The organism is Duganella qianjiadongensis, from assembly GCF_009857915.1.
Taxonomy (GTDB): Bacteria; Pseudomonadota; Gammaproteobacteria; order Burkholderiales; family Burkholderiaceae_D; genus Rugamonas; species Rugamonas qianjiadongensis.
Genome location: NZ_WWCM01000005.1, coordinates 260,864 through 277,951 on the forward strand (window position 1 = coordinate 260,864; position 17,088 = coordinate 277,951).

Consider the following 17,088-nt stretch of genomic DNA (forward strand, 5'->3'; position numbering starts at 1 on the left):
TCGATATGGAAGTTAGCGAGGCTCGCTAGCGCAGGCACTCTTGCCTAGGCTTTGCGGGCAAAACCACCGATAATGGCGGCCAAATCAATTTTTGCACTGTCTGGAAGCCGCACATGGAAATTAAAGTCAACTTTCTCGATAAGCTACGTCTCGAAGCTAAATTCGATGATTTTACGGTGATCGCCGATCAGCCCATCCGCTACAAGGGCGATGGCTCGGCACCGGGCCCGTTCGACTATTTTCTCGCTTCGTCGGCCCTGTGTGCTGCCTATTTCGTGAAGTTGTATTGCAATACGCGCAATATTCCAACTGAAAATATTCGTCTGTCACAGAATAATATTGTTGATCCGGAAAACCGCTATCAGCAGATATTCAAAATCCAGGTAGAGCTGCCGCCCGATATCTCGGCCAAGGACCGCGAAGGCATCTTGCGCTCCATCGACCGTTGCACGGTGAAGAAAGTGGTGCAGACCGGCCCTGAATTCGTCATCGAGGAGGTGGAGAATCTCGATGCCGACGCACAGTCGCTGCTGACGCTGAAACCGGATACCGATGTGGCAACCTATATTCCCGGCAAGGATTTGCCGCTGGAACAGACCATCGCCAATATGTCGGGGCTGCTTGCCGAGATCGGCATCAAGATCGAAATCGCGTCGTGGCGCAATATCGTGCCGAATGTGTGGTCGCTGCATATCCGCGACGCCCATTCACCGATGTGCTTCACTAACGGCAAGGGCTCGACCAAGGAAAGTGCACTGGCTTCGGCGCTGGGCGAATACATCGAACGTACCAGCTGCAACCATTTCTATGCCGGATCCTACTGGGGCGTAGAGATCGCCAACGCCGAATTCGTTCATTACCCGACTGAACGCTGGTTCAAGCCGGGGCGTAAAGATGCCTTGCCTAAAGAAATACTCGATGAATACTGTCTGGATATCTACAACGCTGATGGCGAACTGCGCGGTTCGCATCTGATCGATACCAACTCGGGCAATGTGGCACGCGGCATCTGTTGCTTGCCGTATGTGCGCCAGTCCGATGGCGCGACGGTGTATTTCCCGAGTAACCTGATCGAAAATCTGTTTGTCAGCAATGGCATGAGTGCAGGCAATACGCTGGCTGAAGCACAGGTGCAATGTCTGTCGGAAATCTTCGAGAGGGCGGTTAAACGGGAAATTCTGGAAGGCGAGATCGCCTTGCCGGACGTGCCGCCGGAAGTCCTGGCCAAGTACCCGGGCATCGTGGCCGGCATACAGGGACTGGAGGAACAAGGTTTCCCTGTGCTGGTGAAGGATGCCTCGCTCGGCGGCCAGTATCCGGTGATGTGTGTGACGCTGATGAATCCCCGTACGGGCGGGGTATTTGCCTCGTTTGGCGCCCATCCTAGCTTCGAAGTGGCGCTTGAACGCAGCCTGACGGAGTTGCTGCAGGGACGTAGTTTCGAAGGCCTGAACGATCTACCGCCGCCTACCTTCACCAGCAATGCCGTGACGGAACCTAACAATTTTGTCGAGCACTTTATTGATTCGAGTGGTCTGGTATCGTGGCGCTTCTTTAGTGCCAAGGCCGACTACGACTTCGTAGAATGGGATTTCACGGCGCAGGGGGCGGATGCCAATGCCGAGGAAGCCGCTGCCATGTTCGGCATTCTGGCCGGCATGGGCAAAGAATCCTACATGGCTGTCTATGATGAACTGGGCGCGGTAACCTGCCGCATACTGGTGCCCGGCTATTCGGAAGTGTATCCGGTAGAAGATCTGGTGTGGGACAACACCAACAAGGCTTTGCTGTTCCGCGAGGATGTGCTGAATCTGCACCGTCTCGATGACGCAGCGCTGGAAGCGTTGCTGGACCGTCTGGAGAACAATGAACTGGACGAGTATGGCGATATAGCAACCCTGATCGGCATCGAATTTGATGAAAATACGGATTGGGGCCAACTGACTGTGCTGGAACTGAAACTGCTGATTCATCTGGCGCTGGGCCAGTTGGAAGACGCCCATGATCTGGTGGGCGCATTCCTGCAATACAACGACAATACGGTGGAGCGTCGCCTGTTCTACCAGGCACTGAATGCGGCGCTGGAGGTTGAACTGGACGACGAACTCGAAATGGCCGACTACGAAGCCAATTTCCGCCGCATGTTTGGACAGCCACGCATGGATGCTGTACTGGGCTCGCTGGACGGTAGCGTCAAGTTCCATGGCCTGACGCCGACCAGCATGCAGCTCGAAGGCCTGGACCGTCACCAGCGTCTGCTCGACAGCTACAAAAAACTGCATAGCGCGCGCGCCAGCTACGCCGCCAGCAAGAGCTAAAGGCGAGGGCGCTATGGGCTGTGCTCGCTAGCAGTGTGCTGCCAAGGTTGCACACTGCTAGCGGCGCAGGTTCGCTGCTGTGCCTTTCAACAAAATCCAGACAGACAACAGGCCCGTCAGCACTAAGCCTAAGGTAGCGGGCAGAGGAATCGGGCGGGCGGCATCATAAACCGGTGTCATGAATTCCAGTCTGTAATTCGGATTCAGGGCTGAAGTCAGCTCGAATTTGAATTGGAAAAATGCATTGAACTCCAGTGCGCCAAGTTCGGCCAGATAGCCTGCATTGGATCTGCAGCCCAGGGCGCAGAGGCTATTGAGGGTCGTGGGGTCTATATTGATGCCGAAATTTATGAAAGCCAATTGATTTGCATTGGTAAATCGGGGCAGATTGGTCGTCTGTATATAAGTGCCTGCCGGATCATCGAAGAACTCATCTTTTTCCACGATACCCATATCCGCCTCGGTAATCTGGAGTTCTACCGGGTAGTTGATGTTGGCACGCAGGCCGACGCGCAGCAAAAAAGGCACTGCTGAAGTAAAACCGCAAGAGCCTCCGCAAAAGAATCCGGTGGGTATATCCAGCGTCTTAGGTGAGAAGGAAACGCTGGTGATTTTCAACAAATTCGAGTTGATGGGAAGAGCCAGACATCTATTGCTCAACATGAAGATCATTACACCAATTATCAGAAGTATCCTGCGCATGATTGCCTCCCGTCACAGCTGGTTAAATGAATGTGCCAGTGCCTGACACCCGCCGGATCGACACGCAATATTCATGCAAATGGTAATAAGGTGCTGATTTTATGGGCTTATCAGCGCAGCTCGGTGTCTACAGAATCTGCTCTGTAAGACCTGCCGACAGGGTATGAACATGCGGCCACTGCACTTACGCCATACCGCAGGGCTTCCATCACGCGCCACCACCATGCGACCGGCCACAGGGATTCGTGTAATCAAACCAATTATTTGATGTTTCGCTGATCTAGCGCAAATTCCATTTTTCGCTTGCAAGCATGGTTGTTCTGCTAATTTGACGGAGAACAACTATATCAACGCTCCGCCGATTAGTTCAGTACTACTACAACTATCAGGAGACTACATGCGTCAGAAATTTTTCCTCATGGCGTCCTTGGCCTTGCTTCTCAGCACCGCCAGCGACGCTGTGACACCACCCGAACAGGCCGTAGGCAGCCGCGCAATATTGTTGCAGGGTTTTCACTGGAATTCGGCCAATTATGCCTATCCAAGCTGGTACAACACGCTCGCTGGCAAGGCGTCCGATATCCAGAGTCTGGGATTTACCCACGTCTGGTTCCCGCCACCGTCCGATTCGTCGGCAAGCCAAGGCTATATGCCAAGGCAGCTCAACAGTCTGAATTCATCGTACGGCAGCAGTGCCGAACTGCAGGCAGCGGTGTCGGCCATGACTAGCCGTGGCATACGCGCGGTGGTCGACCTTGTCGTCAATCATAGGGTGGGCTCGACCGGATGGTATGACTTCACCAATCCTACGTGGTCGCAATATACGATCGTCAACAATGACGAATGCTATTGTGGCTGGGGCAATCCCGATACCGGCCAGGGCTTCAGCGCGGCGCGTGATCTTGACCACAAGAATGTGGCGGAAGTCCAGAACGGCATCACGTCCTGGCTTAACAATGTGCTGAAGCCGGTTGGTTTCAGCGGTATCCGCTTTGATTACGTTAAAGGCTTCGGCGCCCAATACGCGGGGCAGTATGCCGATGCGTTTGGCGCACAATTGTGCGTGGGCGAGATGTGGCCGGATACCTTCGACTTGAACAATCTGAATGCGAACCGTCAGGCCATCATGGACTGGATCAACGGCACCGGGAATAACTGCGGCGCGTTCGATTTCACCACCAAGGGCATACTGAATGATGCGCTGGCCAACGGCAACTATTGGCGCCTGAAGGACACGTCGGGCAAGCCGGCGGGCGCTATCGGCTGGTGGCCGGCCATGTCGGTGACCTTCGTTGATAATCATGACACCGGTCCGGCAGAGAGTTGCGGCAGCGGCCAGAATCTGTGGCCCGTGCCATGCGGTTCGGTGATGGAAGGATACGCTTATGTGTTGACGCACCCGGGAATTCCCAGCGTCTTTTATCCGCACATCTATAACTGGAGTCTGGAGACGCCGATCCGAGCGCTGATCGGTGCACGCAAGGCGGCCGACGTGACATCGACGTCGCCAGTTGCCATCCAGCAGGCGACTCAGGGTCTGTACGCGGCCATTATCACTGGCAATAGCGGTAAGCTGGCTATGAAGATCGGCCCGAATAGCTGGTCGCCGGGCGGTGGCTGGAAGCTGATGACTTCGGGGAATAATTACGCTGTGTGGATGCAGTAAATTATGTTGAATACGGAGGGATGCGTGACCAGCAGGTCACGCATCCTCATGCTAGGCAGAATTTCGCATAATTTACGTTTTCCGAAGCTCGGCCTTTTACTGCCTATTGGCGCATGAAACCTAGGCTACATGCGGGCCGTAGCCCAATAGGAGGTTACGAAAAGACACGGAAAATTTTTCCGAAATTCCCTTCCAGAAGTCCATCTGCGCAGCATTCTTTGCGCGCTCAATCTGACCATCCGCATATACGGCGTGGCCGTCAATTCCCAAAATCTCTCCGACCTTCATTGACACTTCGATACCAAAGGCCGAACGGCCATGACGGTAGGCGATGATGGTTGACGTTACGACTCCGAACAATTTAGCCAGTGCGTAGTCCGATGGAAGGTCAAGTTTCGCCTTGACCGCATCCAGGTATTCCGTGGTTTTCATGTAGCTCTCCTAGGGCTAGGCCGTCTAGGGATAGACGGCATAGGGCGTAGCATAACTGCACAGCGTGCGACATACAACGACTGCAAACCGTTGCTATATGCAGACTGTGCAGTTATGATGCCGTTGTCGCGCGGGAAATCTTAACGCCTTCCTAGGGCAAACCGGTTAGCTACCGGCTCCCGTGCGGCTTTCTGCCCTGGGAAACATTGCCCTAGGAGGCCGTATGTCTGTCACAACTTCTTACAAAACAGCTACCTTTTCCCCTGCTGAGTGCTTCGCCGTTGTACGCGGCCTGCGCACCCGCATCGATCTGCTGACCGCCCAGCTGGCGGCCACCGTGGCAACCGGCGACGAACCGGAATCCCCCTATCTGGAACAACAACTGGCCGCCGCGCATGACGCGCTGGCCCAGCTCAACGGCCTGCCGTTCATGGTGCGCGTATGAGCGCCCGCTATGTTGTTGAACTGGATGAAGTTGACCTTCGACTTATCGCCGTGCTGTTACTGATCGAAATTGACAAGGTCGAGGACCAGGTGAGGATGTCTCCGAAGCTGTTAAAACCACGTCTGCGAGCGTTGCGCCGCGCATTCAACAAGATCGAAGCAGTGGGAGCACCGGTATGAGGACCATCGGTGTTGCAGTGGGGGAGGCGGTGGCTGGCGCCTTGATCTTGCAGCTGATCAAGGCGCATCCGGACGAGTTTGCGGAGTTTTGCGAATCACTTAGTGCGCGACGCGAGGCCAAAGCCGCCGGCAAAGCTTATGAGGGGGATAAGGAGTTTTTCGGCGGTATCGAATCTTCCCTGGTATCCAGCCATGAGGGCCGCTGCGGTAACGCCAACGCAGACGACACCAGCAAGGCAGACCAATCTGCTATGCATCACATTCGCGGCCTCTGTGGCTGCTTTATTCGTTGCTTGGGACTGCGTCAGCAAGCCCGAAAGCATGTCGGGGAGAGCTGAAATGATCTTCTCCACATTCTCCGGTGTATCCCAGCCACTTGGCCCTGATCGCTTCACATGGATTTCTTCGTCCATGACCTCTCCTGTTGTTAAAACCGCCAGTGTAGCAGGAGGGGTGCTATGACCGCAGATCTCGTCCTATCCCTACCGCCCGAGCTGTGCAGGGCGTATTCCCCCACCGAAGTGATCATTCAGGAAATGGGCTACGCGGCCGACCTGCTGCTGCGGGCCGAGCAGTCCCTGAGCCGTGAGTTCGACGTTCTGCGGGCCGGTGGCGTGGTGATCGACTATCAGGCCACCCAGCTGCTGTCCACGCAGCTGGTGCGCATGTCGGCCCAGCTGACCATGCTGGCCCTGCGCTGCGTGGAGGGCCGCGCATGATCGCCGCCAGCCACACCGCACAACCGGCCTCTAATATCCTTGGTAGTAGTGGTAAATCGCTGTACGGGGCACAGCAAGCCGGAATTCCGCTGTCCGGTATCCACAAGGCCAAGAGCCTGAAATATGACCTGCTGCGTGAATCCAGTTCGCTTCTGTTCGACCGTGAGAAGCAAGCCGCGGAGCAGCACCCTACGTGCTGGTGCCATGGTGGTGTGCCAAACGCCTCCGATACCATCGATCTGCTGCGCCGCCGCGATGGAGAATCGGCGCGCATGTCGGGGATCATCACATGCAAGAACGTGTGGGCATGCCCAGTGTGCAGCTCCCGCATCTGCGTTACGCGGCAGGGTGAAGTCGAGCAGGCCATGAAGGCCCATATCGCCAACGGCGGCTATGTGTTCCTCATGACCCGCACATTCCCGCATGAGCTGGATATGCCGCTGGCCGATCTGCTGCAGAAGGAGGGAAAAGCCCGTACCCTGTTCCGGAACTCTCGCCGCTGGCGCGATGGCAAGGGTGCCCGCACCGGCTATATCTGCAGTCTTGAGGTCACATTGGGGGAGCGCAGCGGGTGGCACCCACATACCCATGAGCTGATATTCGCCACGCCTGACGCCTTCGGTGACACACGGGAAGAGCAGGGCGGCCGCCTAATGTCGCGCCTGATCGACGAACTGAAAGAGGCATGGTATCTGGCCCTGCGCAAAGTTGGCCTGTGCGACCAGAGCGAAATGTCCGACGTGCTAGCACATGGCTTAGACGTACGCGGCGGCCAGTACGCCGCAGAATACATTTCGAAGTTTGGTAAGGACCAGAAGTGGGGCTTGTCGAACGAGATCACCAGGCACGCGGCAAAGACTGGCGGTGGCCTGAAAGGGCTACATCCGTTCCAGCTGCTGATGATGTCGATGGCGGGCGATATTGTCGCCGGCCAGAAGTTCCGTGAGTACGTGGCAGCCTTCCAAGGAAAGCGGATGCTGTCATGGTCCAAAGGGTTGAAAAAGCTGCTGCTCGGACTGGAGGATATCGCGGACGAAGATATGGCCGATGACCAGCTGCCCGACGAAGTGTCGGTCGCAAAGCTCACCAGTGAGGAAATATCGATTCTCCGGAAGCGCGGCTTGTTCGGTAATTTCCTCGGGTTCGTTGCTGAGTATTGCGGTGATCCGGAAACCGCGAAGGCTGACATCGACGCCTATTTTGCGTGGGCCCGGACGATCCCACCCAATCGGCGCGGGTTGGTGAAAGTTAAGATGTGGTCCCGCGGCGCCGCCGACCCAGCCTTTGCTGCAAAGGGGCGCGGCTTTATGTTTGTGGATCAGGAAAAGAGGATGGCATGAAGAAGATCGTTAGCGCTGCATCAGCGGATTTCGTAGAACTGAGCATCTCACGTGCCCATGCACAGCAGATATCGAATCTGAAAAGCACCAATAGCCGCTGGGGAACTCAGCCCAAAATGATGACGGAAATTATCAGAGACCTACAGGAAATGGGAATGATCGCATGGACACGTTTCACCCCATCGACGTTGTACCCCACGAATCTAGGTCTGGCTGCTTTGAATTTATATCTTGCGTACGGAGGCGAAATAGATGGAAGAGAAAGTTAAGGCGCTGGTCGCCGGCATGTACATGATGCCGGCCGCAGCCAAGGCGGCATTGCAGGAAATGGGCGCGGAATTCGACCGGCTGCGCACAGAAGTTGACCAGGTCAAAACCCAACAGAAGGAGTGCTGTAAATGCAAGTAAACGACCAAGTACAGATCGCCCGCGCTGCGGACGATGACCAGGAGAGCGTCGGCCGTGCCGGTGTAGTGGTCAAGGTAGTGGGCCGCGATGATGACCCTAATCAGGTATGTCACGTCAACCTGGACGAAACCACGACCCACGAAGCCGGCGAAGTGGAAGTGCTTACCGCCAACCTGACCTTCCTGGGGCGCTAAGTGCTGGCGGCCGAATGCCTACCTGGTACGGCCGTGATCGTGCGGGCCGCCGATGACTTCTACAAGTACATCGACGGCTGGCGCGGCGTTATCTCTGATCGCCCCAGTCAGGCCGGTGGCATCTGGATCAATTGCCCATCGCCTAGCACACCGGAGCAGCAGATAGGCCCGCTGCTGGAATTTCTTGTACCACCTGACCAACTGGAGCGATATGAAGAAACCCATCAAGTTTAAAATCGGGCATGTTGAGTGCCAAAACTGTAAAACGAAAGTCCCAGTACGCAAGAACGATGCGACTGGGGCTTTGTCGTTTCCGTGCTATGAATGTGGCCTCCCAGGCTACGCCAAAAACGACGGAAACGACTACTACCGGGACGTGCTGAAACGCATGACACCAATAGCTACGCCTCAGGACGTGCCAACACCTGCTAGCACGTCCCAGCACGTGCCAGCAAAGCCGGTTCCTGCACCTCCCCAACACGTCCCAGCACCTGCTAAGGACGTGCCAGCACCTCCCCAACCAAAACCGCCCGCTACCGTCTGGGGCTAACCTGAAAGCCATCACATGAACGAGCTTGACCAACTGGCGGGCGTCGTTGCCGCCGCTGATGAACATGCTGCTGCCGGTCTGCCTCCGCAGCCGGGGCAGGAACCCGAACCACCCGCGCCGGTTGTCCCTGGTGCAGACGAACAGGCCGTCGATCTGGTGAATACCTTCGCTGGCCTTTTGGCAGCTTATGCCCCGGATACTGCCGCCATCTGGACTGAGCATGCGCGCCAGGCCAGCGCCGCAGCCATCGCGCCGCTGATGATCAAATACAACATCAGCATCACTGCCATGCCGCCCGAACTGACTGCCGCCATTGTCGTCGGGCCGCTGCTGTACCGCTCCGCTACCATCGTGGGCGAGAAGATGCGGGCTGATCGCGCTGCCAAGCATTCGCCGGCCGTGGCTGCGCCGGCACCGAAGACGGCAGCCAATGACACCGCCGCGTCGGCACCACCAGCACCACCGGCACAAGACCCGAACCAGTCGCCAGCCGTGGCCGTGCATCCTCAGATGGCGCTGTACTCATGATCGGCAACAACCAGATCGCCGAGATTCACGCCGTCATGGGATCGAGTGGCGGCGGAAAGACCACCCACGCCAAGTCGCGGATCATGAAAAAGAAGCGGCGCCGCACGATCGTCTGGTCACCCAAGGAAACGATCGACAACTATGCCGGCTGGTGGCCGGGTTCCGTGGTCTGCACTAGCGCGGCCGAAGTACTGGACGTTGTGCGTGCAGCTGGCCCACGTGGATCGTTCCATATCGTCTTTCGGCCGTCCCTTCGGCGCCAGGCAGACGAGGCCCAGTTCGGCGCCGTATGCCAGATCGCGCTGGCCGCCAAGCAGCTGCTGTTCGTGGTCGATGAACTGCACACCGTGACTAAGGCCACGCATTCCGTCGACGGCTGGGGGAAGCTGGTGATGATGGGGCGGGGCTACGGCATTGAAATCTGGGGTATGTCTCAGCGGCCGGCCAGCATGGATAAGGATTTTCTGGGCAATGCCAGCACGATCCACACCCGCCGCCTGTCCTATCCTGAGGATGCGAAAACGGTCGCGCGCAGTCTCGGCGTGAAACAGGCTGATGTGTCCGGTTTGAGCGGCTACATGTGGATAGAACGCAACAACCAGACGGGGCAAATTACGCGGGGATAAATATATTTTCGGACCAGGTGGCGAAAACGGTATGTGTCCATGATCACATACACATTGACACGTGAGGTGCACAGTGCGGCCGGAAAAATTAAGGTGAGTTCTCGCAACAGAGAACTCACCTTTTTTACTTTTCGGAGTCGCAAAACATGAATACCTACGTCAAATCGTACCTGACCTTCGTGGCTTTCACGCTGGTTACTGCCGTCATCGTTCGCCCGATGGCCAAGAGCATGAACATTCCTTATCTGTCGGATATCTAAGCCGCCGCGCTCTGATCCCATCCTTCAACGAATAAGAAAGCTCCCATGCTCCTGATTAAAAACCTACCTTTCAATAACGTGGCCGCCACCGGTATGGCTTCCGTTTCCCTGCCTATCGGCATGAGCTACAACAAAATCATCCTGGCACTGGGTGGCACCAGCTTCACGAAGTCGATGATTACCAACATCAAAGTCAAGCTCAACGGCAAAACCGTCTGGGAAAACATCGGTTCGCGTCTCGATCTGCAAAATAGCTATCGTGGTATGTCGTCGGCAGCCGGCTACCTTGTGATCGACTTCACTGAGCCGCGTGCAAAAGTGATGGCCGAACAATACCTGGGCAACTACAACACCGCTCAAGGCGTGTCGTCGCTGACGCTGGAAGTTACGATCTCGGGCGCCACTGCTCCGACGCTGGACAGTTACGCCGAGCTGGGCCCGCCTGCACCACTGGGCATCATCGCCAAGCAAATTCTGTTCACCAGTTCGAACAGCGGCGCGGGCAAGTTCCCTGTCAAGCTGATCGATCTGGCAAACCGTGGCGCAATCATCAAGCGTGTTCACCTGGCGCACACTGGCAATCTGACCCAGCTGGAGGTAAAGAAAAACGGCATCGTCATCCATGACAATATCCCGACCGCCGTGAATACCTTCTGGCAGGCGGATTATCAAAAGACCGCGCAGGCCAACCTGTATACCTATGATCCGTGCGCGGACAACAACTACGCCAACGCCATCAAAACGGCCGATATGGTGTCCCTGGAGTTCAACCCGACCTTCTCCGCAACCGACACTTTGACCTGCGTGCTGGAAACGCTGGACGTGCTGGGCAACATGTAATGGCATGGGCAGCTTCGGCTGCCCTGCCTCTCAAGAGGGGAAGAGATGGACGAAACTCAATACACCGACCAGCTTGACCTGGCGGCTTACGGCTTTGTGCCGGAAACCTATGATGTTGGGCCAACCAATGACGGCACCTACAACGTGCCGACGGCTGCCCAGCCGAACAATCAGCCATGGGACGCGGCGGGCGGCACGCTGGGCCAGTACAGCACCAAGGACGTGATTGGCCTTCTGCGTGATGGCATCGGCATCTGGAGCCAGAATAAGCGAAACAATCAATTTCTGGACTACCAGCGGTATGAAGCCACTCAGGGCGGCGTGTTCACGCAAGGTCGACCAGTCGGCACCCGCGCTACGGTGACGGCACAGGCTAGTGGCAACCCGACGATGCTGATTCTGCTGATTGGCGGCGCTCTGCTGCTGCTCCGCAAGTAAGGGGCGCTGATGGACCCAATGACCATTGCCGGGCTGATCAATGCCGGCAGCAGCATCCTTAAGGGGCTAGGTAGCAATAGTGGACCAACCACTACGCCATCTGGCCCACAAAAGGCTGACGGCTACGCGATGGGCGGCTATGCCGACACGTCGGGCAGTCCGAACAGCATGGGCAGCGGTGCAACAGGCGGTGCGACGGGTGGCGCCTATGGTGGCGCCTATTCGCAGTCGTATCTGGACGGTTCGAACTGGGCGGTATCGACGGGCAAATCGAATGCCACCGGCGGCGGAAAGAGCGGCGGCAATGGCGGTATGTCGCCAATTCAGTCGAACGCTACCGGCGGTGTCTCGCCGGCTTCGCCTTTTACGTTTGGCAGTGGTGCAGTAACGCCAGCTGGTGTTGCTGGTAACAGCAGTACGGGGCTGATTGTTCTGGCTGCAGCCGCATTACTTATCTGGAAGCTGTAAACATGGGCTTATTGAGTTTCTTAAGTGGTGGTGATTCGTCTAGTTCGTCGTCGAGTACTTCCACCACGTCGATCAACGAAAGTAACACGTCGTCGTCCGTCGATAGCCACAACACGGCTGTCAATACATCGACCAATACCAGCAGCAACAGCACGGTCAACGATACCAACACGCTGACCCAAGACCGTCGCACGGTGATTGATCACGGTCTCGGCGTGTCTGCTGATAACTCGTCTGTATTCACGTCGAACAGCGGCAACTCGTCGTCTACCGATATCAGCAGCGATAGCCACAATGTCTTCAATACCGTAAGCGATTTTGGCGGCATCAGTGCAGGGCGTGATATTGCCATTGCTGGCATCAACAGCAATCAGGCGCTGGCTTCGAAGACGGTAGACGTAAGTCGCGTATTTGTCGATCAAGGGCTTGATCTGCTGAACGCAAACATTGCGTTTGCTGAACACATCTCCGATACGGCCGCCGCGCAAACCCGCCAGTCGATTGATCAGATTGTTGCATCGTCGCGGGATGCTATTGGACAGGTGACCGCGATCGCGGCCAAGCCGCTCAACGCGCAAGACCCACAGCACATTCTGGTGATCGTCGGTCTGGTGGTGGTAGGCGCTGTTCTATTTTCTAAAATCAAGTAAGGGGCCAGCATGGGCTTGCAGTATTACGACATCAATATCGGCCTGACGGCAACGCAGGAAGTCGCCGCACAAGGGCGATATCTCTACTACCTGAGCGGCACCACGCCCAACGTGACCAACAATGTGCAGGGCGCCGCAGGCAACCAGGCAATCAAGGTGCGCGCCAGTTCCAACGGCAACACTGTGATCCTGATGCCTGGGCAAGCGCTACGACTGCCGCACGATGACAAGTCACCTGAACGCTGGTTCGTCAGCAACTACAAAGGGCTGGAAGTGATCACCGGGCTGGTGATGGTGGGCGAGGGCGAATTTGTCGACAACAACACCAGCAACCTGGTGACGCTGACGGCAACCGCCATTTCCAACGCGCAGGCTATGGCAGTGCAGAAACAGGCGCTGAACACGATCACTACCTTTGCGGCCGTCACGATCAATACGGGCGCGGCGCAAGCGCTGGTGTCGGATGCTACCCAGCGCTGCCTGCGCATTCGCAATACCCATGCTACGGCTAATCTTGCTATCGGTGGCCCGACTGTGACGCTGGCTAATGCTGCCGTCGTAATCCCGCCTGGTGGGGTCTGGATCGAAGAAGAAGCGGCCGGCGCTGCCTGGTATGCCACCAGCGACACGGCCGGCACCAACGTCACTATCCAAGGACTGAAACTGTGAGCGGCGCTGCTAATCCTGCTGTCGTCTATCCGGCACAACTACCGCCTAAGGCTATCGTCAACGGTTATTCAACGAGCGGCTGGACTTTGATGGCGCCGCCAAATGGCGCGCCGGTTACAGGGCTGCCGCAGGTTGGAAGCGGTGCGCTGACGGCTGGCGTCCTGACGACGGTGCTTAACGTCGTCGGCCCTGGTGTCATGGAATTTCTGAGCGTGGTCAACTACAACGCTACTGCGCGCACCCTGCGCATTCAGCTGGTAATTGATGGCGTGACGGTATTCGATTCGACGTCTGGGGCATTGAGCGCGGCCGGTGTTGCGTGCCTTATCGGGACGCATTCGGTCTGGTCCTCTGGTATTCCGTCTGTATCGCTAGATGCCATTGCTTTCAATTCATCGTGCGTCTTGAAGCTGGCATCTAGCCTTACCGAGGCAAACCCTTTCTATGCGCAATACGCTTATCGGACGGTCTAATGAGTAACGGAATCAATGCAGTCAAGCCGAACCCTGTGATGGGGGCGGCCAAAACGCTGACTATCGGAACTGGCGTGCAGGGTGTCGACAAGACCGGCCTTTGCATGATGAAGCAAATCCAATCGGGGGCGCTAACGGGTGGTGTCTCGCAGCAGATCCTGAATATCGCAGGCCCGGGTGTTATCGATTTTCTTGGCCTCACCAGTGACGATGGGACGGCGCGAATCCTGTCGATTCAGGTCGTCATTGACGGCGTCATGCTGATCAGTGCCGGCTTCGGTATGCCGGCCTCGTTTGGTAATGGCTTCATCGTCATCGGTAGCTATCAAACCGGCTCTATACACGTGAAGCAAGATATTCCGTTCAAGAGTTCGTGCGTGATCACTATTCAAAGCAATTTGACGGAAACAGCGAAAAGCACGTTGCTGACCTCTTACCGGACGTGCTGATGCGGCCGGTGCAATTCGCCGCCGCTGCCCTGGCTATCGGTGCTGCCGCTTACTGGTGGTACAGCAACCAGCAGGATGACCAGGCAGCAGCGGATAGCCAAGACAACCCGCCAGAACCAACCATTTTAGGAGATGCATTGAGCACTGTTACAAACCTTGTCACTTCGGTGACCGATGCGGTGGATGACCCGCAAGTACAAGCCTTTCTGGCGCTGATCCGCGTGGGGGAGGGGACGACTGGCCCGAATGGCTACCGCACCATGTTTGGCGGTGGCCTGTTCGTGAGCTACACCGACCACCCGCGCCAGCTGAACCGCCGCAACGGCATCACCAGTTCGGCAGCCGGCGCCTATCAGTTCCTGTCCGGCACCTGGGACGAAATGCGCAACAAGTACGACCTGTCGAACTTCGGGCCTGAATGCCAGGATATCGCTGCCGTGGGCCTGATCAAGCGCCGCGGCGCGCTGGCCGACGTGCTGGCCGGCCGGTTCCGCTCTGCTATCGACAAGTGCAACAAGGAATGGGCATCACTGCCTGGTTCGCCTTACGGCCAGCCAACGCTGACGTATGCCCGTGCTGAATCGGTACTGGTCAGTGCTGGCGCCCAGATCACGGAGGCCATTGCATGAAAAAAGATGACCTGATCATGTTGGCGATGCTGGGTGCGGGTGTTTTCCTGATCCCCAAGCTGTTCGCTAAGAAAGCCGGCACCAGTGCCAGCACCAGCAGCAGTTCGCAGCCTTGGGTGTCCGAGATCATGCGTGATAACGGATATGTCTACTACAGCGACGGTACGGTGATCACTCCTGATGGCCAGTATTACAAGCAGGGCGATCTGGTGTATTCGCCGGGAGGTATGTATGCGAGTTGAAACTATTTTTTGGGCTGGTATAGCGCTGATGGCGCTGAATCGTAGCCGCCAGCTCGCCCAGGTACAGCAGTCACAATCGGCCAAGATGAATGACCCAACGAACTGGGGTGCTGATCAGTGGACGCGCCTGTATGCGGCGGATATCGCGGCTGTCGGTGGTCCCAATCGGACCCAGTCGAGCCTGACGGCTTACGGGCTGACCGGAACGGTGGACTATTACCCTGGGAGCGCTGTGCAATGAAGGAGAAGAAGCTGATTGTTTTTGCGGCCGTGGGCCTCGCCGTGGTCTTGCTGACCAGGGCGGGAAAGGCTACGGCCGCCGCAAAGGCCCAACTGGCGAAAGCGAAAGCAGACGCCTATCAGCTGCCGTATGACTTTGGGATCCACGATCCCAGTACTTGGGACTAGAAATGAAAGATGACCTACTGATTATGGGCGGCATTGCCCTGGCCATACTGGGAGTACTTTGGTACGTGAAGAAGTCGGCGACTGATGCGCTGGACAACATCGTGAAGGGCACCAACGACGCGATCTTCGGCGAGGGCCAGAACATCGATTCTGTGATCCCTCTGTACAACAAGGAATTGAAACAGCGGCCGGCTGACTACGACCCCGGAAGCATTTACGACGGCGCTATTTTTTAAGGAAGCGGGCCATGGACGCAAAAGAGATTCGGATGTACATGTTTTTCGCAATCGGCAGCATCTTCCTGACCGATTACATCAAGAGCCAGGTCATTGGCGTCATCACCGAGGGCGCGCGCGCGGCCGGCGGCGGTGTCGGCGGCGGCATCATGGACGGCATCAGCAAATGGCTGGGCGCCGGTAGCAACAACTGATTTTTTAACCACTGAAAGGAAGTACATGCAACGACTGAAAGAACCCTCCACCTGGGCCGGCTTCGGCATCCTGTTCCAAGCACTGAAGACTCTGGCGCCGCACTACGCGCCAGTGTTCGACTCTCTGTCGTTCGTCGCCGGCACCGTTGCCGCCGCCGTGACTGAGAAAGGCGCAGCACAGGCATGACGTGGGAAGCGCTGGCGCAGCTGGCTAACGTGCTGGTGCTGCCAGCGTTTGGCTACATCGTGCTGCTCGAAAGGCGGATTACCCGCATGCAGACCCAGATCGAGCAGCTGTTAGAAACCATCAAGAAAGGAACTGTATGACCAAGAAACGCAAACCGGCGAAGAAGCCGGCCCGCGCCAAGAACGGCCGCTTCAAGCGCCGATGACCAGCCGCACCTGGTCAAAATCATCAAGCCGCAGCTCTGTCATGGACTGCGGCTTTTTGTTGTTCAGCTGGTGGCGCTGTAGCTGGCCCAGCTCGGTAACGGTGGCTAGCGGTGGCCGATTAAATTGTTTGTAGCTATCAGACGCGTACGATATGTGCCGGTTCATGTCCTGAACTTCCTTATGCTGTAAACGCAACACTTCCGGAACCCACCATGGGACGCGTTTTTTTCCTGCCAGCCAGTCTTTTACGGTGCGTTCATCCCGCCGCAGTCGGCGGGCCAGTTTGGGGATCGGGATGCCGGCCGCGTAGTAGGCCATTTCGGTAGGATTGCCATACCTAAGATTTGGATACCTCATTCAATCGTCCTGAACAAAAAAATAGCCGGACAATTATGGTCCGGCTATCGAAGGTTTAAAACGTAAAGGAGAGCTACTTTTCTTGCTGTGTGACAATGTGTGACTTTTTTCAATCACTAGGCCGAACTTCGTATAATTTACATTATGTCAAATCGGATGCTATGGCTAAATATGGCCTTGCGCCATACGTTTTAAAATTTTAGACCCTCCCAGCGCCTAAAGGCAAATGTTTAGACAATCTAACCCTATCACCTCTTGGCCTGCAATTTTACCCT

Annotated in this window: 31 protein-coding genes; 27 read left to right on the top strand and 4 right to left on the bottom strand. The window is 56.5% G+C overall.

Features of this window, described 5'->3' with window-relative positions:
- Window positions 1-113: 113 nt before the first annotated feature.
- The gene (locus GTP27_RS09870) at window positions 114-2,318 is read left to right on the top strand and encodes an OsmC domain/YcaO domain-containing protein (protein ID WP_161039008.1); all 2,205 of its coding nucleotides are present in this window, start codon (window positions 114-116) and stop codon (window positions 2,316-2,318) included.
- A gap of 57 nt (window positions 2,319-2,375) precedes the next feature.
- Here GTP27_RS09870 and GTP27_RS09875 read toward each other — a convergent pair whose 3' ends face one another.
- Window positions 2,376-3,020, bottom strand: coding sequence for a hypothetical protein (locus tag GTP27_RS09875; protein WP_161039009.1), 645 nt, complete (start codon window positions 3,018-3,020; stop codon window positions 2,376-2,378).
- A 397-nt stretch (window positions 3,021-3,417) separates the two neighbouring features.
- Here GTP27_RS09875 and GTP27_RS09880 point away from each other — a divergent pair, with 397 nt between their 5' ends.
- Window positions 3,418-4,686 (top strand): glucan 1,4-alpha-maltotetraohydrolase domain-containing protein, encoded by a 1,269-nt coding sequence (locus tag GTP27_RS09880; protein WP_161039010.1) that lies wholly within the window; start codon window positions 3,418-3,420, stop codon window positions 4,684-4,686.
- 120 nt (window positions 4,687-4,806) lie between these two features.
- On the opposite strand, the gene GTP27_RS09885 is transcribed toward GTP27_RS09880, so the two are convergent.
- On the bottom strand, window positions 4,807-5,118 hold the full coding sequence (locus GTP27_RS09885; protein ID WP_161039011.1) for a hypothetical protein: 312 nt from the start codon (window positions 5,116-5,118) through the stop codon (window positions 4,807-4,809).
- Between the two features lie 223 nt (window positions 5,119-5,341).
- Between GTP27_RS09885 and GTP27_RS09890 the strand changes: the two genes are divergently transcribed.
- Both GTP27_RS09890 and GTP27_RS09895 read left to right on the top strand, forming a co-directional pair.
- Window positions 5,342-5,563, top strand: a complete 222-nt coding sequence (locus GTP27_RS09890; RefSeq protein WP_161039012.1) for a hypothetical protein — start codon at window positions 5,342-5,344, stop codon at window positions 5,561-5,563.
- Entirely contained in the window at window positions 5,560-5,742 is a 183-nt protein-coding gene (locus GTP27_RS09895) for a hypothetical protein (RefSeq protein ID WP_161039013.1), read from the top strand. Before GTP27_RS09890 ends, GTP27_RS09895 begins: the two co-directional genes overlap by 4 nt.
- 95 nt (window positions 5,743-5,837) lie before the next feature.
- On the opposite strand, the gene GTP27_RS09900 is transcribed toward GTP27_RS09895, so the two are convergent.
- Window positions 5,838-6,155 (bottom strand): hypothetical protein, encoded by a 318-nt coding sequence (locus GTP27_RS09900; protein WP_161039014.1) that lies wholly within the window; start codon window positions 6,153-6,155, stop codon window positions 5,838-5,840.
- 45 nt (window positions 6,156-6,200) lie between these two features.
- Here GTP27_RS09900 and GTP27_RS09905 point away from each other — a divergent pair, with 45 nt between their 5' ends.
- From GTP27_RS09905 to GTP27_RS10015, 23 genes are all read left to right on the top strand, one after another.
- Window positions 6,201-6,461 (top strand): hypothetical protein, encoded by a 261-nt coding sequence (locus GTP27_RS09905; protein WP_161039015.1) that lies wholly within the window; start codon window positions 6,201-6,203, stop codon window positions 6,459-6,461.
- A complete protein-coding gene (locus GTP27_RS09910) occupies window positions 6,458-7,801 on the top strand; it encodes a rep family protein (protein WP_161039016.1) in 1,344 nt (447 codons plus the stop codon). Before GTP27_RS09905 ends, GTP27_RS09910 begins: the two co-directional genes overlap by 4 nt.
- A complete protein-coding gene (locus tag GTP27_RS09915; protein ID WP_161039017.1) occupies window positions 7,798-8,070 on the top strand; it encodes a hypothetical protein in 273 nt (90 codons plus the stop codon). Before GTP27_RS09910 ends, GTP27_RS09915 begins: the two co-directional genes overlap by 4 nt.
- Window positions 8,054-8,209 carry a hypothetical protein gene (locus tag GTP27_RS09920; RefSeq protein WP_161039018.1) on the top strand — a complete coding sequence of 52 codons (156 nt, stop codon included), beginning with the start codon at window positions 8,054-8,056 and terminating at the stop codon, window positions 8,207-8,209. Before GTP27_RS09915 ends, GTP27_RS09920 begins: the two co-directional genes overlap by 17 nt.
- Window positions 8,200-8,403 carry a hypothetical protein gene (locus tag GTP27_RS09925; protein ID WP_161039019.1) on the top strand — a complete coding sequence of 68 codons (204 nt, stop codon included), beginning with the start codon at window positions 8,200-8,202 and terminating at the stop codon, window positions 8,401-8,403. Before GTP27_RS09920 ends, GTP27_RS09925 begins: the two co-directional genes overlap by 10 nt.
- Window positions 8,404-8,637, top strand: a complete 234-nt coding sequence (locus GTP27_RS09930; RefSeq protein WP_161039020.1) for a hypothetical protein — start codon at window positions 8,404-8,406, stop codon at window positions 8,635-8,637.
- A 331-nt stretch (window positions 8,638-8,968) separates the two neighbouring features.
- Complete coding sequence (locus GTP27_RS09935; RefSeq protein ID WP_161039021.1) at window positions 8,969-9,481, top strand: hypothetical protein; 513 nt, start codon at window positions 8,969-8,971, stop codon at window positions 9,479-9,481.
- Complete coding sequence (locus tag GTP27_RS09940; RefSeq protein ID WP_161039022.1) at window positions 9,478-10,107, top strand: ATP-binding protein; 630 nt, start codon at window positions 9,478-9,480, stop codon at window positions 10,105-10,107. The genes GTP27_RS09935 and GTP27_RS09940 overlap by 4 nt, the downstream gene beginning before the upstream one ends.
- A gap of 305 nt (window positions 10,108-10,412) precedes the next feature.
- Window positions 10,413-11,207 (top strand): major capsid protein P2, encoded by a 795-nt coding sequence (locus tag GTP27_RS09945; protein ID WP_161039023.1) that lies wholly within the window; start codon window positions 10,413-10,415, stop codon window positions 11,205-11,207.
- A gap of 45 nt (window positions 11,208-11,252) precedes the next feature.
- Window positions 11,253-11,645 (top strand): hypothetical protein, encoded by a 393-nt coding sequence (locus GTP27_RS09950; protein WP_161039024.1) that lies wholly within the window; start codon window positions 11,253-11,255, stop codon window positions 11,643-11,645.
- Window positions 11,646-11,654: 9 nt separating this feature from the next.
- Complete coding sequence (locus GTP27_RS09955; protein ID WP_161039025.1) at window positions 11,655-12,113, top strand: hypothetical protein; 459 nt, start codon at window positions 11,655-11,657, stop codon at window positions 12,111-12,113.
- A gap of 2 nt (window positions 12,114-12,115) precedes the next feature.
- Complete coding sequence (locus GTP27_RS09960; RefSeq protein WP_161039026.1) at window positions 12,116-12,763, top strand: hypothetical protein; 648 nt, start codon at window positions 12,116-12,118, stop codon at window positions 12,761-12,763.
- Window positions 12,764-12,772: 9 nt separating this feature from the next.
- Window positions 12,773-13,432: a hypothetical protein gene (locus tag GTP27_RS09965; RefSeq protein WP_161039027.1), complete on the top strand. Its 660-nt coding sequence runs from the start codon at window positions 12,773-12,775 to the stop codon at window positions 13,430-13,432.
- Window positions 13,429-13,905 carry a hypothetical protein gene (locus tag GTP27_RS09970; RefSeq protein ID WP_161039028.1) on the top strand — a complete coding sequence of 159 codons (477 nt, stop codon included), beginning with the start codon at window positions 13,429-13,431 and terminating at the stop codon, window positions 13,903-13,905. Before GTP27_RS09965 ends, GTP27_RS09970 begins: the two co-directional genes overlap by 4 nt.
- Window positions 13,905-14,354, top strand: coding sequence for a hypothetical protein (locus GTP27_RS09975; protein ID WP_161039029.1), 450 nt, complete (start codon window positions 13,905-13,907; stop codon window positions 14,352-14,354). The genes GTP27_RS09970 and GTP27_RS09975 overlap by 1 nt, the downstream gene beginning before the upstream one ends.
- A gap of 137 nt (window positions 14,355-14,491) precedes the next feature.
- A complete protein-coding gene (locus GTP27_RS09980) occupies window positions 14,492-14,983 on the top strand; it encodes a glycoside hydrolase family 24 protein (protein WP_161039030.1) in 492 nt (163 codons plus the stop codon).
- On the top strand, window positions 14,980-15,225 hold the full coding sequence (locus GTP27_RS09985; protein WP_161039031.1) for a hypothetical protein: 246 nt from the start codon (window positions 14,980-14,982) through the stop codon (window positions 15,223-15,225). Before GTP27_RS09980 ends, GTP27_RS09985 begins: the two co-directional genes overlap by 4 nt.
- Window positions 15,215-15,466 (top strand): hypothetical protein, encoded by a 252-nt coding sequence (locus GTP27_RS09990; RefSeq protein WP_161039032.1) that lies wholly within the window; start codon window positions 15,215-15,217, stop codon window positions 15,464-15,466. Before GTP27_RS09985 ends, GTP27_RS09990 begins: the two co-directional genes overlap by 11 nt.
- A complete protein-coding gene (locus GTP27_RS09995; RefSeq protein ID WP_161039033.1) occupies window positions 15,463-15,633 on the top strand; it encodes a hypothetical protein in 171 nt (56 codons plus the stop codon). The genes GTP27_RS09990 and GTP27_RS09995 overlap by 4 nt, the downstream gene beginning before the upstream one ends.
- A gap of 2 nt (window positions 15,634-15,635) precedes the next feature.
- The gene (locus tag GTP27_RS10000; protein ID WP_161039034.1) at window positions 15,636-15,869 is read left to right on the top strand and encodes a hypothetical protein; all 234 of its coding nucleotides are present in this window, start codon (window positions 15,636-15,638) and stop codon (window positions 15,867-15,869) included.
- 11 nt (window positions 15,870-15,880) lie between these two features.
- A complete protein-coding gene (locus GTP27_RS10005) occupies window positions 15,881-16,063 on the top strand; it encodes a hypothetical protein (protein WP_161039035.1) in 183 nt (60 codons plus the stop codon).
- A gap of 25 nt (window positions 16,064-16,088) precedes the next feature.
- On the top strand, window positions 16,089-16,250 hold the full coding sequence (locus GTP27_RS10010) for a hypothetical protein (RefSeq protein WP_161039036.1): 162 nt from the start codon (window positions 16,089-16,091) through the stop codon (window positions 16,248-16,250).
- On the top strand, window positions 16,247-16,390 hold the full coding sequence (locus tag GTP27_RS10015) for a hypothetical protein (protein WP_161039037.1): 144 nt from the start codon (window positions 16,247-16,249) through the stop codon (window positions 16,388-16,390). The genes GTP27_RS10010 and GTP27_RS10015 overlap by 4 nt, the downstream gene beginning before the upstream one ends.
- A gap of 51 nt (window positions 16,391-16,441) precedes the next feature.
- On the opposite strand, the gene GTP27_RS10020 is transcribed toward GTP27_RS10015, so the two are convergent.
- On the bottom strand, window positions 16,442-16,774 hold the full coding sequence (locus GTP27_RS10020) for a hypothetical protein (protein ID WP_161039038.1): 333 nt from the start codon (window positions 16,772-16,774) through the stop codon (window positions 16,442-16,444).
- Window positions 16,775-17,088 lie beyond the last annotated feature (314 nt).

What these genes read in the sequence shown, in the direction of transcription:
- GTP27_RS09890 (WP_161039012.1), top strand. Translation starts at nt 5,342, where the DNA reads ATGTCTGTCACAACTTCTTACAAAACAGCTACCTTTTCCCCTGCTGAG.
- GTP27_RS09875 (WP_161039009.1), bottom strand. Translation starts at nt 3,020, where the DNA reads ATGCGCAGGATACTTCTGATAATTGGTGTAATGATCTTCATGTTGAGC.
- GTP27_RS10015 (WP_161039037.1), top strand. Translation starts at nt 16,247, where the DNA reads ATGACGTGGGAAGCGCTGGCGCAGCTGGCTAACGTGCTGGTGCTGCCA.
- GTP27_RS09975 (WP_161039029.1), top strand. Translation starts at nt 13,905, where the DNA reads ATGAGTAACGGAATCAATGCAGTCAAGCCGAACCCTGTGATGGGGGCG.
- GTP27_RS10020 (WP_161039038.1), bottom strand. Translation starts at nt 16,774, where the DNA reads ATGGCCTACTACGCGGCCGGCATCCCGATCCCCAAACTGGCCCGCCGA.
- GTP27_RS09905 (WP_161039015.1), top strand. Translation starts at nt 6,201, where the DNA reads ATGACCGCAGATCTCGTCCTATCCCTACCGCCCGAGCTGTGCAGGGCG.
- GTP27_RS09960 (WP_161039026.1), top strand. Translation starts at nt 12,116, where the DNA reads ATGGGCTTATTGAGTTTCTTAAGTGGTGGTGATTCGTCTAGTTCGTCG.
- GTP27_RS09995 (WP_161039033.1), top strand. Translation starts at nt 15,463, where the DNA reads ATGAAGGAGAAGAAGCTGATTGTTTTTGCGGCCGTGGGCCTCGCCGTG.
- GTP27_RS09950 (WP_161039024.1), top strand. Translation starts at nt 11,253, where the DNA reads ATGGACGAAACTCAATACACCGACCAGCTTGACCTGGCGGCTTACGGC.
- GTP27_RS09910 (WP_161039016.1), top strand. Translation starts at nt 6,458, where the DNA reads ATGATCGCCGCCAGCCACACCGCACAACCGGCCTCTAATATCCTTGGT.
- GTP27_RS10000 (WP_161039034.1), top strand. Translation starts at nt 15,636, where the DNA reads ATGAAAGATGACCTACTGATTATGGGCGGCATTGCCCTGGCCATACTG.
- GTP27_RS09925 (WP_161039019.1), top strand. Translation starts at nt 8,200, where the DNA reads ATGCAAGTAAACGACCAAGTACAGATCGCCCGCGCTGCGGACGATGAC.
- GTP27_RS09895 (WP_161039013.1), top strand. Translation starts at nt 5,560, where the DNA reads ATGAGCGCCCGCTATGTTGTTGAACTGGATGAAGTTGACCTTCGACTT.
- GTP27_RS10005 (WP_161039035.1), top strand. Translation starts at nt 15,881, where the DNA reads ATGGACGCAAAAGAGATTCGGATGTACATGTTTTTCGCAATCGGCAGC.
- GTP27_RS09965 (WP_161039027.1), top strand. Translation starts at nt 12,773, where the DNA reads ATGGGCTTGCAGTATTACGACATCAATATCGGCCTGACGGCAACGCAG.
- GTP27_RS09935 (WP_161039021.1), top strand. Translation starts at nt 8,969, where the DNA reads ATGAACGAGCTTGACCAACTGGCGGGCGTCGTTGCCGCCGCTGATGAA.
- GTP27_RS09870 (WP_161039008.1), top strand. Translation starts at nt 114, where the DNA reads ATGGAAATTAAAGTCAACTTTCTCGATAAGCTACGTCTCGAAGCTAAA.
- GTP27_RS09990 (WP_161039032.1), top strand. Translation starts at nt 15,215, where the DNA reads ATGCGAGTTGAAACTATTTTTTGGGCTGGTATAGCGCTGATGGCGCTG.
- GTP27_RS09955 (WP_161039025.1), top strand. Translation starts at nt 11,655, where the DNA reads ATGGACCCAATGACCATTGCCGGGCTGATCAATGCCGGCAGCAGCATC.
- GTP27_RS09880 (WP_161039010.1), top strand. Translation starts at nt 3,418, where the DNA reads ATGCGTCAGAAATTTTTCCTCATGGCGTCCTTGGCCTTGCTTCTCAGC.
- GTP27_RS09945 (WP_161039023.1), top strand. Translation starts at nt 10,413, where the DNA reads ATGCTCCTGATTAAAAACCTACCTTTCAATAACGTGGCCGCCACCGGT.
- GTP27_RS10010 (WP_161039036.1), top strand. Translation starts at nt 16,089, where the DNA reads ATGCAACGACTGAAAGAACCCTCCACCTGGGCCGGCTTCGGCATCCTG.
- GTP27_RS09885 (WP_161039011.1), bottom strand. Translation starts at nt 5,118, where the DNA reads ATGAAAACCACGGAATACCTGGATGCGGTCAAGGCGAAACTTGACCTT.
- GTP27_RS09900 (WP_161039014.1), bottom strand. Translation starts at nt 6,155, where the DNA reads ATGGACGAAGAAATCCATGTGAAGCGATCAGGGCCAAGTGGCTGGGAT.
- GTP27_RS09915 (WP_161039017.1), top strand. Translation starts at nt 7,798, where the DNA reads ATGAAGAAGATCGTTAGCGCTGCATCAGCGGATTTCGTAGAACTGAGC.
- GTP27_RS09940 (WP_161039022.1), top strand. Translation starts at nt 9,478, where the DNA reads ATGATCGGCAACAACCAGATCGCCGAGATTCACGCCGTCATGGGATCG.
- GTP27_RS09985 (WP_161039031.1), top strand. Translation starts at nt 14,980, where the DNA reads ATGAAAAAAGATGACCTGATCATGTTGGCGATGCTGGGTGCGGGTGTT.
- GTP27_RS09920 (WP_161039018.1), top strand. Translation starts at nt 8,054, where the DNA reads ATGGAAGAGAAAGTTAAGGCGCTGGTCGCCGGCATGTACATGATGCCG.